The sequence below is a fragment of the Streptomyces sp. SID3343 genome (assembly GCF_009865215.1).
Classification (GTDB): Bacteria; Actinomycetota; Actinomycetes; order Streptomycetales; family Streptomycetaceae; genus Embleya.
In genome coordinates this window covers 1-10,996 of record NZ_WWJX01000953.1, presented here as the reverse complement: position 1 = coordinate 10,996, position 10,996 = coordinate 1, and the positions used below count along the sequence as shown (strand labels likewise).

The window sequence follows — 10,996 nt, the reverse complement described above, 5'->3', positions numbered from 1 at the left end:
GTCCCCACCGACGTCGCCGACCCGGCCGCGATCCGCCGCGCCGCGGTGACGGTGCGGGCCGCTCTCGGCCGGGTCGACCTCGTCGTCGCCAACGCGGGCGTCATGTACGGCGCGCCGTTCGAGAGCGGCGACACCGACGAGTGGGACCGGATGCTCGACGTCAACGTGCGCGGGCTGCTGCACACCGGGCGCGCCTTCGTCGACGACCTGCTCGCCGCCGCCGACGACGGTGGACGGGCCGACCTCGTCCACGTCGGCTCGGTCGGTGGGCACGCCCTGTTCCCGGGCTGGGCGGCGTACTGCGGGACCAAGGCCGCCGTCGCGCACCTGACCCGCAACCTGCGGGCCGAGCTCGGGCCGCGTGGCATCCGGGTGAAAAACGTCGAGCCCGGTGTCACCGTGACCGAACTGGGTGCCGACATGCTCGACGCGCCCGCCCGTGAGGCGCTCGCCGGCATGCGTACGACGACGACCCCGCTCGCAGCCGCGGACATCGCCGCGGCGATCGCGTACGCCGTCTCCGTCCCGGCCCACGTCAACCTGGCCGAACTGGTGGTCGTACCCACCTGACCACCGACCTCGGACGAGCGAGAGACGAGCAAGGGACGAGCGAGAGACGAGTGAGAGACGAGCAAGGGACGGGCGAGGGACGAGCAAGGGACGAAGCAGTGAAGGACGAGCCAGGGACGGGCCCTGAGAGGGACGCTAGGAGCGTGCGCACCGGGGTAGAACTGGGCCGTGAAAACTGTCCTGAACGTCATCTGGCTCGTGTTCTCCGGCTTCTGGCTCGCGCTGGCCTACGCCCTCGCCGGCATCATCTGTTTCATCCTCTTCTTCTTCGTGGTCACCATTCCGTTCGGCATTGCCTCGTTCCGTATCGCCGGATACGTCCTGTGGCCGTTCGGTCGAACCACGGTGATGCGCAACGACGCCGGAATCGGTTCGCTGCTCGGCAACATCCTGTGGATCGTCGTGTGCGGGTGGTGGATCGCCATCGGTCACCTGGTGACCGGTGTCATCCTGTGCATCACGATCATCGGCATCCCGCTCGGGCTGGCCAACCTGAAGATGATTCCGATCGCGTTCACGCCGCTCGGTCGGGAGATCGTGCCGACCGACGCGCCGTTCGCCACCCGCTGACACAGGCGCAGCACACCGCCGGGCACCGGCCGATCCCGGCTGGGCCCGTACAGGTCAACCACGCGACCCCGTAAGAGGGAGACGGGCCGCAACCGCTGAAGCCGGGCTCCCGGTGTGTCGATATCTGCCGATACATCCTGGATACCCCCACACCGGGTCCCTCGTCTTCGGTTTCGTGCGGAGGTTGCCGTGGCGGCGACGGTCAGTGTCATCGTTCCGACCCGAGACCGCACCGACCTCCTGGCCGACGCCCTGCGCAGCGTGGTTCTGCAAGATCTGTCGGGCATCGAGGTCGTCGTCGTCAACGACGGTGGCGCGGACGTCGCGGGGGCGTTGCCGCTCGGCGTGCGCGGGATGACCGTGCGCCTCCTGTCGTTCCCGCGCTCGCGGGGACCGGCCGCCGCGCGCAACGCGGGGCTGGAGATCGCGGGTGGGCGGTTCGTCGCCTTCCTGGACGACGACGACATGTATCTGCCCGGGCACCTCGACCGGGCGTTGTCCGCGCTGGAGAGTACGGGCGTGGACGCGGTATACGCGGACTGCGTCCTCAGCGGTGTGCGGGCCGTGCCGGGCGAGACGCCGACGGGCAGCCCGTACCGCTACGACTTCCCGTACGACCCGGACATGCTCTCGGTCGCCAACTTCGTACCGACCACGGCCGTGGTCGCGCGCAATCCCGCGCACACCGCGCCCGCGTCGTGGTTCCGGTTCGATCCGGAGCTGCCGATCCTGGTCGACTGGTCACTGTGGCTGCGCCTGGTACACGACCGCGGTTGGTCGTTCGCGCGGCTGCCGACGCCCGGGGTGGTCTATCACCGGTCCTTTGCCGATCCCAGCCTCGCCGGTGGCGCGGCCGCGCACATTCGTTCGTTGAGCCTGTACGAGGACACCTATCGCACGATCATCGCCCGCTGGCCGGTGCCGCCCACCGGGCGGGTGGCGCGGTTTCGCGGGCATGCGTTGACCATGTTCGAGGTCGCGCTCGGGCAGTTGGCCACGGGGTCTCGTCTCACGCCGTTCGCGTACGAGAACGCCTTGCGGGTGTTGCACGCGGGGTTCACCGGGCGGCTCGACGAATCCGCCGTCCGGGGGCAATTGGTCGCGGTGCTCACCGGGGTGGGCGCGGTGGACGTCGACCCGTGTGGGCCGCTGGTGGCGCGGGTCCAGTTGTAGGTGTCGTCCCGGTCGCGTTCCGAGCTCAATGCCCTGCCATGGCTTCCAGGCGGGCGATGCGGTCGGCCATCGGGGGGTGGGTGGAGAAGAGTTTGCTCATCCCGCCGGCGCCTCGGCGGAAGGGGTTGGCGATCATCAGGCTGCTGGTGGTCTGCAGCTTGGGGTCCGGGGGAAGCGGCAGCGCTTGGGTGCCCGCGTCGAGTTTGCGCAGCGCGCTCGCGAGGGCCATCGGGTCGCCGGTGAGGTTCGCGCCCGAGGCGTCGGCCTGGTATTCACGCGAACGGCTGACCGCCAGCTGGATGATGCTCGCGGCCACCGGGCCCAGGATCATGATCATCAGCATTCCGAACAGTCCCGGACCGTCGTCGTTGTCGTTGCGGCCGATCGGGATCAGCCACGCGAAGTTGACCAGGAACATGACCACGCTCGCGAGCGCGCCGGCCACCGACGAGATCAGGATGTCGCGGTTGTAGACGTGCGAGAGTTCGTGCCCGAGGACCCCGCGCAGTTCGCGTTCGTCGAGGATGCGCAGGATGCCGGTCGTGCAACACACCGCCGCATTGCGCGGGTTGCGACCCGTCGCGAAGGCGTTCGGGGCCTCGGTGGGTGAGATGTACAGGCGCGGCATCGGCTGCCTGGCCTGGGTCGAGAGCTCGCGCACGATCCGATACAGCTCGGGGTTCTCGGCCTCGCTGACGGGCCGCGCCCGCATCGAACGCAGCGCGATCTTGTCGCTGTTGAAGTACGCGTAGCCGTTCGTCGCCAAAGCGATGACCAGCGCGATGATCAGGCCCGTGCGGCCGAAGAAGCTGCCGATGAACAGGATGAGCGCGGACATCCCGCCGAGCAGTACGGCGGTCTTGAGTCCGTTGTGCCGGCTGTGCACGGGAGAGTCCTCTCGCAGCGATTGGGGGGACATGCGGGTCTATGAACCGGCTTGTCGCCCTCTGCCCGTTGTCTCTTCTTTCGCAACGGAACAACGGCACGCAGAGTTCCCTCCCCGGCCGGGCCTAATCCCCGGCCGAAGGCCCCCAGCCGCAGGTCAGCCGAGCAGACCCGGCACCGTCAGGACGTGCAGAACCACCTGTGGCGCGACCGAGAGAACCACCCCGAGCGTGCCCGTGACGGCGAGCGCGGCGGCGAGCGGCATCGGGATCGCGGCGGTACCGGTCCCCCCTCCCGCGCCCGCCGCGAGCCCCGGCGCCGAGGGCGCGAAGAGCTGTGCGGTCCACGCGAGGTAGTAGTACAGGCCGATCACGACGTTGACCGCCATCACCACCGCCAACCACCCGGTCCCCGAACCGACAACCGCCTGGAACACCGTCACCTTCGCGAACAGGCCCGCCAGGCCGGGCGGGATGCCGGCCAGGCACAGCAGGAAGAACGCCATCCCCAGGGCCGCGACCGGGTGCGCCCGGAACAACCCCCGATGGTCGGAGACCAGGCCGCCCCGCTCGCGCGCGACCAACGTCACCACGGCGAACGCGCCCAGGTTCATCACCGCGTACACCGCGAGGTAGGCGACGGCGGCGGGCAGCGTGTCGGCGAGGTCCTCGCCGTGGCCCGCGGCGGTCCCGAACGGCACGAGCACGTAGCCCGATTGGGCGATCGACGACCATGCGAGCAGCCGTACCGCGTCGGTCTGCCGCAGCGCCGCCACGTTGCCCGCGGTCATCGTCACGGCGGCGACCACCGCGAGCCCGGGTCCCCAGATGTGCGCGTACGGCTTGAACGCGATGCCCGCCACGAGCAGCAGTCCGGCGAAGCCCGCCGTCTTGGACACCACCGAAAGGTAGGCGGCCACCGGAATCGGCGCGCCGCGATAGGTGTCGGGCACCCAGAAGTGGAACGGTACGGCCGCGACCTTGAACGCGAACCCGACCAGGGTCAGCACCGCGCCGGTCGCCGCGACCTTTTCGAGCCGCGGGTCGAGCGTGCCGAGGTCGGCCGCGATCCTGGCCAGGTGCACGCTGCCGGTGCTTCCGTAGACCAGGCTCACACCGAACAGCATCACCGCCGTCGACGCGACCGACAGCAGGAAGAACTTGAGCGCGGCCTCCCCGCCGTGCCCGTCACGGCGCAGCCCGACCAGCGCGAACGCGGGCAGCGACAGGGTCTCCAACGCGACGACGAGCGTGAGCAGATCCCGCGCACCGGCGAGCGCGACCGCTCCGGCGACGGAGGACAGCAGCAGGAAGTGGTACTCACCGGCGGGGATCTCACTTTCGGTGTCCTCCGCGCCGTCCGGCCCCCCGTCCCGAGCCATCGGCATCGACAGCAGCACCACCACGAACGCCGACCCCAGCAATACCAACTGGAGGACCAACGTCAGATCGGTGACCTCGTACGAACACCCCGACGGCGAACAAAACGTCGCCCGCGCCGTGTCGTCGTCGCGCAACGGCAGCAGCAGCACCAGCGCGATGCCGAGCCCCACCAGCGTGAGCCACGGAAGCGCGCGCTTGCGCGCCCCTTCCAGGAACAGGTCGGCGAGCAGCACCACCAGCGCGGCGGCCGCGACGGCGACCACCGGTGCGATCGCGAGCCAGTCGATCGACTGGACGTCGAACGGCATGTCAGCTGCCTCCCATGAGCGCACGCACGGCCGGGTCGGTGACCGCGAGCACGGTGGCCGGCCACAGCCCCGCGAGCAGGGTCAGTGCCACGAGCGGTGTCCACACCGCGATCTCCCGACCCGTCACGTCCGCCGCGACCGGCCCGTCCGCCGGGCCCATGCACAGCCTGCGTACCAGGCCGAGCATGTAGGCGGCGGTCAACACCGTGCCGAGACCGGCCAGGACCAGGAAGGTCCGGTAGCCGCCGGTGGACAACCCGGCGGCCGGTTCGTACGCGCCGTACATCGCGAGCAGTTCGCCCCAGAAACCCGCCAGCCCCGGCAACCCGAGCCCGGCTACCGCGCCGAACGCGACGAGCGCGCCGAGCCGCGGCGTGCGGCCGTACATCCCGCCGCCCAGGCGACCGAGCAGCGCCGTGCCGTGTCGGTCCTTGACCGCGCCGGCCAGGAAGAACAGCAGGCCGGTGACGAGCCCGTGGCCGATGTTGACGAACAGCGCGCCGTTGACGCCCTGCGGGGTGAGGGTGGCGATGCCCAGGAGTGCGAAGCCCATGTGGCCCACGGACGAATAGGCGATGATGCGCTTCAGGTCGCCGTCGGGGTCGCGCAGCAGCGCGAGGCACACCAGCGAGCCGTACACGATGCCGACCACGCCGAACGCGGCCAGATACGGCGCGAACGTGTGGGCGCCTTCCGGCAGCATCGGCACCGCGATCCGAACCAGGCCGTATGTCCCCATCTTCAGCAGGACGCCGGCCAACAGCACCGAACCCGCCGTGGGCGCGGCGGTGTGCGCGTCGGGCAACCACGTGTGCAGCGGCCACATCGGCACCTTGACCGCGAGGCCGAGCCCGATCGCGAGGAAGGCGAGCACCTGGACGCCGTGCGACATGCCCGCACCGCGGCGGTCGGCCAACTCGACCATGTCGAACGTGCCGGTCTTCGCCTGCACGAGCAGGAAGCCGAGGAGCATGACCGCCGAGCCGAGCAGCGTGTACAGGATGAACTTGAACGACGCCGGACCGCGCTCGCCCGGCGCCCCCCACCGGTTGATCAGGAAGTACATCGGGACCAGGACGACCTCGAACAGCAGGAAGAACAGGATCAGGTCGAGCGCCGCGAACGTGCCGAGCGTGCCCGCTTCGAGGAGCAGCACGAGCGCGACGAACGCGCGGGAGGACGCGCCGTCGGGAATGTTCCACAGGCTGTGGACGGCGACCAGCAACGTCAGCAGCGTGGTGAGCACCACGAGCGGCAGCGAGATGCCGTCGATGCCCAGGTGGAAGCGCAGGCCGAGCGAGGGCGCCCACGACACGTCCGTCTCGAACTGCATGCCGCGGTCGCGACGGAAGCCGCACGCGAGGACCACGCTGCCGACGAAGGTCGCGGTGGTCGCGCCGACGCCGACGAGTCGGGCCGCGCGATCACCGATCCTGGGCAACAGCAGCACGGCGGCGCCGAACAACGGCGCGACCACGACGAGGATCAGCAGGACGCTCACCGTGAGGTCTCCTGGGCATGAGGGGGCGCCATGTCCGACGGGGTCACGAGCTTCGCGTGGATCACGCGCTCACCGCCACCGCGACGGCGAGCACGACCACGCCCGCGAACAGGCCGGTCAGGTAGAGCCGGGCGTTGCCGTTCTGGCCGCGGCGGACGCCGCCGCCGAGCAGCCACGCGCTCTGCGCCGCGCCCTTGACGTAGGTGTCGAGCACGGCCCGGTCGGTGAACAGGGACGCCTTCGCGGCGAGCCGGACGGGGGCTCGCACGAGCACGCCGTACAGGCCGTCCACGTCGAACCCGCGCAGCGCCGGGCCGCGAACGGGTCCCAGCATTCGGGCGGGGTCGCCGGCCGGGTCGCGTCGCCACAGCGCGGCGACGGCGCCGGCCCCGATCAGCACGGCTGCGAGGGCGAGGACGGTGGTGAGCGGATGCGGGGTCAGCTCGTCGTAGCCGAGGGCGCTGCCGAAGGACGGCAGACCGGTGAAGGCCGCGAAGCCGAACAGGACGGTCGGGACGGCCAGGACGACGAGCGGCCACGTCATCGCGGCCGGGGCCTCACCCACGTGCGGGACAGGCCCGTAGTCGGCCGCGTCCGCGTGCGCGGGCACCTCGGCGCCCGCCCGCGCCGAGCCATCCGCCCCGAAGAACACCCGCAGCCACACCCGCGTCGCGTACGCGGCCGTCAGCACCGCCGTCAGCAGCCCCGCGACCAGCACGAGCCACCCGGCCGCGGTCGAGACGCCGCCGTGCCCGGCCGCGGTGTGCTCGGCCGCCCCCAGGACGGCCTCCTTGCTGAAGAAGCCCGAGAACGGCGGCACACCGGCCAGCGCCGCGAGCCCCGCCGTCATCGACCAGAACGCGATCGGTGCCCGGCGTCGAAGCCCGCCCATGCCCGCGAGCGCCCCCGTTCCGGCGACGTGGATCACCACGCCGGCGGCCAGGAAGAGCAGCGCCTTGAACGCGCCGTGCGCAAGCAGGTGGAACATCGCCGCGTCGCGCCCGCCGACCGCCAGGGCGCCGGTCATGTAGGCGAGCTGACTGACCGTCGACCAGGCCAAAACCCGCTTCAGGTCCTCCTGCGCGAGCGCAGCCAGCGCCGAGCCGATCATCGTCACGGCCGCCATCACCGCAAGCACGACCAGCGTCGCGTGCGACGCCAGGAAGGCCGGGTACAGGCGGGCGACCAGATACGCGCCGGCCGCGACCATGGTGGCCGCGTGGATCAGCGCGGACACCGGCGTGGGGCCGGCCATCGCATCGGGCAGCCAGGTCTGCAACGGCACCTGGGCCGACTTGCCCGCGACACCGCCGAGCAGCAGCAGCGTGCCGGCGGTGACCCAGCCGGCGCCGCCGTCGGGCACGGCCGCGAGCACGTCGCGGATCCGGAACGAGTCGGCGCCCGTGGCCAAAACGAGGATGCCGATCAAAAACGGCACGTCGCCGAGCTTGGTGACCACGAACGCCTTGATCGAGGCGGACCGGGCCGCCGTCGTCTCCCAATGGTGGCCGATCAGGAAGTACGAACAGACACCCATGACCTCCCAGCCGACGAGCAGCACGATCAGGTCGCCGGTGTAGACCACGAGCAGCATCGCGGCGGTGAACAACGACACGAGCGCGGCGTAGGACGAGTAGCGCGGGTCCTCGCGCAGGTAGGCCGCCGAGTACACCTGCACCAACAAGGCGACCACGGTGACCAGTACGGCCGACAGCGCCGCGAGCCCGTCCACCCGCAGCCCGAGCGTCAGGTCGAGCGCACCGGTGGGGGTCAGCCGCACCGCCGACTCGCGCACGTCGTCGCCGATCGAGGCGGCCACGACGATCGCCAGGACCGCGGCGCCGGCGGCGGCGGGTACGGCGATCAGGATCGGTCGGACCCGCCGACCGAACAAAAGCCCGAACAGGGCCGCGAGCGCGGGCAGGCCGGTGGCCGTCGCGGCGACGACCGTCATACCGATCCCTCCTTGTGCTCCGCGAGTTCACGCAGGTCGGGTACGTCGGTGGTGGCCCGGTTGCGGAACACCATCAGCACGATCGCCAGGCCCAGGCCGATCTCGGCGGCGGCGATCGTGATCACGAACAGGGTCAGCGCCTGGCCGGCGTGCAGGGTGTCGCGCAGGTACATGTCGAACGCGACCAGGTTGATGTTGACGGCGTTGAGCATGAGTTCGATCGACATCAGCACGAGGATCGCGTTGCGCCGGGCGAGCACCCCGTACAGACCGATGCCGAACAACAGGACGGCGAGGACGAGCGGATAGACCAGATGCATCGCGGGATCAGTCCTTCCGGCCCGAGCGTTCACCCGAACGGGAGCGTGCACGTGAACGGGACAGCACGATGGCGCCGATCAGTGCGGCCAGGAGCAGGACCGACAGGATCTCGAACGGCAGGACCCAGACCCGGAACAGGCTCTCGCCGGTGACCTTCGCGGTGCCGACCGTGTCGTCGCCCAGGTCCAGGTACGCGGTCCGGAAGGCGTCGACGATCACCGCGCCCAGGGTCGCCGTGGCGCCCAGCGCGACGATCGCGGCGGGGATGCGGGCCGCGCGGTCGGCGGGTTCGGACCAGCCGATCGGCGCGCGGGTGAGCATCAGGCCGAACAACAGCAGGACCACGACCGCGCCGACGTAGATCAGCACCTGCACCCATGCGACGAACTCGGCGGTCAGCAGGAGGAACTCGGCGGCCAGGCCGCCGAGTGTGACCACGAGCCACAGCGCGGCGTGCACCACCTGACGGGTGGTCACGACGAGCAGGGCCGACCCGACCACGACGAGGCCGATCAGGACGAAGGCGATCTCGGCGCCGGTGGGCGAGAGGAAGCCGTGCTCGGCGGCGGCGAGGGTCACGGGGCCTCCCCCGGGGTCGGCGGGTCCTGGGTGTCCTGGGCCTGTCGGGCCGCCGCGGCGGCCTTGTCGGCCGCCTTGCGGGCCTGGACGAGTTCCTTGGGGTCCTCGGCGTGCTCGTCGAGGGCGGGCGGCGGCGGGACCGTCCACATCCACTCGCGGAGCTTGTCCTTCTCGTGGGTGAGTTCGTGGATGTCGCCGGTGGCGTACTCGAACTCCGGGGACCAGAACAGCGCGTCGAACGGGCACACCTCGACGCAGATCCCGCAGTACATGCACAGCGCGAAGTCGATCGCGAAGCGGTCGAGCACGTTGCGGGTGCGGTCGCGCGCGCCGGGCTCGCGCGCGGGCACGACCTCCTTGTGCGAGTCGATGTAGATGCACCAGTCGGGGCATTCGCGCGCGCACAGCATGCACACCGTGCAGTTCTCCTCGAACAGCGCGATCACGCCGCGCGAGCGGGGCGGCAGTTCGGGGAGCACTTCGGGATAGGACTGAGTGACGGACCTCTTGGTGAGCGTCTTGAGCGTCACCGCGAGGCCCTTGGCCAGGCCCTTCATCAGGTCGCCACCTTTACGACGCCGGTCAGCACGAGTTGGCCGAGGGCGAGCGGGATCAACACGGTCCACGCGAACTTTTGCAACTGGTCCTCGCGCAGCCGCGGGTAACTGACCCGGAGCCAGATCACCACGAACGCGAGCGCGCCGGTCTTGAGCAGGGTCCACAGCCAGCCGACCGAGTCGGACCACGGTCCGTGCCAGCCGCCGAGGAAGAGCACCGCCGTGAGCGCGGACACGACGAGGATGCCGGCGTACTCGGAGAGCAGGAACAGCGCGAAACGCAGGCCGGTGTACTCGGTGTAGGCACCGAAGATGATCTCGGAGTCGGCGACGGGCATGTCGAACGGCGGGCGCTGGAGTTCGGCGAGGCCGGCGGTGAAGAACACCACGGCACCGACCGCCTGCCACGGGATCCACCACCACTCGAAGCCCTCGACGATGCCGGTGAGGGACAGCGTCCCGGCGGCCATCGCGGCGCTTGCCGCGGCGAGCAGCATGGGCAGTTCGTACGCCATCAGCTGTGCGGCGGAGCGGATGCCGCCGAGCAACGAGAACTTGTTCGCCGAGGCCCAGCCGCCCATCAGCGAGCCGAGCACGCCGACGCCCATGACGGCGAGCACGAACACGATGCCGGCGTCGATCGAGCGGCCCACGAAGCCGTTCGGTCCGATGGGGATCGCGATCAGCACGACGAAGTACGGGATCAGCGCGACCGCCGGCGCGAGCTTGAACACGCGGCGGTCGGCGCCGGCGGGGACGATGTCCTCCTTCTGCGCGAACTTGACCCCGTCGGCCACCAGTTGCGCCCAGCCGTGGAAGGCCCCGGCGTAGATCGGGCCCACCCGGGCCTGCATGTGCGCCATGACCTTGTGCTCGGTCTGCCCGATCACCAGCGGCAGCACGAGGAAGGCCCCCAGCACGAGAACGAGCCGAAGACAGACGTCGAGGAAGCTCACGGGGCGTCCCCTTCGTCGGCCGAGGGCTTGGGCGCATCCGGCTTCGCCGAGGCGGCGGGGCGGCGGTGGGTGGGGGAATCGTCGGGGTCGGCGGAGTCCGTCGGCGGCGCGGGTGTTGCCGTGGGCGCGGGCTGCGCTGTCGGCGGGGTCGTCGGCGGCCGAGGTTCCGCCGAAGGCGTGGGCCCCGGAGGGGCCGCCGCATCGGCCGGTTCGGGCGAGGGTGCGGGGGCCGGCGAAGGC

At 70.8% G+C, this 10,996-nt stretch carries 11 protein-coding genes; 3 read left to right on the top strand and 8 right to left on the bottom strand.

The window, feature by feature from the left end; translation table 11 throughout:
* The 3 genes from GT354_RS29760 to GT354_RS29750 all read left to right on the top strand — a co-directional run.
* The coding region (locus GT354_RS29760; RefSeq protein ID WP_161359468.1) for an SDR family NAD(P)-dependent oxidoreductase at nt 1-570 on the top strand (570 nt) is incomplete at its 5' end.
* A 168-nt stretch (nt 571-738) separates the two neighbouring features.
* Entirely contained in the window at nt 739-1,140 is a 402-nt protein-coding gene (locus tag GT354_RS29755; RefSeq protein ID WP_161359467.1) for a YccF domain-containing protein, read from the top strand.
* A 189-nt stretch (nt 1,141-1,329) separates the two neighbouring features.
* Nucleotides 1,330-2,313 (top strand): glycosyltransferase family A protein, encoded by a 984-nt coding sequence (locus tag GT354_RS29750; protein WP_161359466.1) that lies wholly within the window; start codon nt 1,330-1,332, stop codon nt 2,311-2,313.
* A gap of 25 nt (nt 2,314-2,338) precedes the next feature.
* Here the strand turns inward: GT354_RS29750 and htpX are convergent, their stop codons facing one another.
* The 8 genes from htpX to nuoH form a co-directional block, all read right to left on the bottom strand.
* Nucleotides 2,339-3,199 (bottom strand): zinc metalloprotease HtpX, encoded by an 861-nt coding sequence (gene htpX, locus GT354_RS29745; RefSeq protein ID WP_161359469.1) that lies wholly within the window; start codon nt 3,197-3,199, stop codon nt 2,339-2,341.
* Between the two features lie 156 nt (nt 3,200-3,355).
* Nucleotides 3,356-4,888, bottom strand: a complete 1,533-nt coding sequence (locus GT354_RS29740; RefSeq protein ID WP_161359465.1) for an NADH-quinone oxidoreductase subunit N — start codon at nt 4,886-4,888, stop codon at nt 3,356-3,358.
* Between the two features lies 1 nt (nt 4,889).
* Entirely contained in the window at nt 4,890-6,389 is a 1,500-nt protein-coding gene (locus GT354_RS29735; protein WP_161359464.1) for an NADH-quinone oxidoreductase subunit M, read from the bottom strand.
* A 61-nt stretch (nt 6,390-6,450) separates the two neighbouring features.
* Entirely contained in the window at nt 6,451-8,343 is a 1,893-nt protein-coding gene (locus GT354_RS29730) for an NADH-quinone oxidoreductase subunit L (protein WP_161359463.1), read from the bottom strand.
* On the bottom strand, nt 8,340-8,663 hold the full coding sequence (nuoK, locus tag GT354_RS29725; RefSeq protein ID WP_161359462.1) for an NADH-quinone oxidoreductase subunit NuoK: 324 nt from the start codon (nt 8,661-8,663) through the stop codon (nt 8,340-8,342). Before nuoK ends, GT354_RS29730 begins: the two co-directional genes overlap by 4 nt.
* A 7-nt stretch (nt 8,664-8,670) precedes the next feature.
* Nucleotides 8,671-9,243 (bottom strand): NADH-quinone oxidoreductase subunit J, encoded by a 573-nt coding sequence (locus GT354_RS29720; RefSeq protein ID WP_161359461.1) that lies wholly within the window; start codon nt 9,241-9,243, stop codon nt 8,671-8,673.
* Nucleotides 9,240-9,800 (bottom strand): NADH-quinone oxidoreductase subunit I, encoded by a 561-nt coding sequence (locus GT354_RS29715; protein WP_161359460.1) that lies wholly within the window; start codon nt 9,798-9,800, stop codon nt 9,240-9,242. The genes GT354_RS29720 and GT354_RS29715 overlap by 4 nt, the downstream gene beginning before the upstream one ends.
* Nucleotides 9,800-10,756, bottom strand: coding sequence for an NADH-quinone oxidoreductase subunit NuoH (gene nuoH, locus GT354_RS29710; RefSeq protein ID WP_161359459.1), 957 nt, complete (start codon nt 10,754-10,756; stop codon nt 9,800-9,802). The genes GT354_RS29715 and nuoH overlap by 1 nt, the downstream gene beginning before the upstream one ends.
* Nucleotides 10,757-10,996 lie beyond the last annotated feature (240 nt).

Bases quoted from the DNA above. Each gene is read 5' to 3' on its own strand.
- nuoK (WP_161359462.1), bottom strand. From the start codon at position 8,663: ATGCATCTGGTCTATCCGCTCGTCCTCGCCGTCCTGTTGTTCGGCATC.
- GT354_RS29740 (WP_161359465.1), bottom strand. From the start codon at position 4,888: ATGCCGTTCGACGTCCAGTCGATCGACTGGCTCGCGATCGCACCGGTG.
- GT354_RS29715 (WP_161359460.1), bottom strand. From the start codon at position 9,800: ATGAAGGGCCTGGCCAAGGGCCTCGCGGTGACGCTCAAGACGCTCACC.
- GT354_RS29730 (WP_161359463.1), bottom strand. From the start codon at position 8,343: ATGACGGTCGTCGCCGCGACGGCCACCGGCCTGCCCGCGCTCGCGGCC.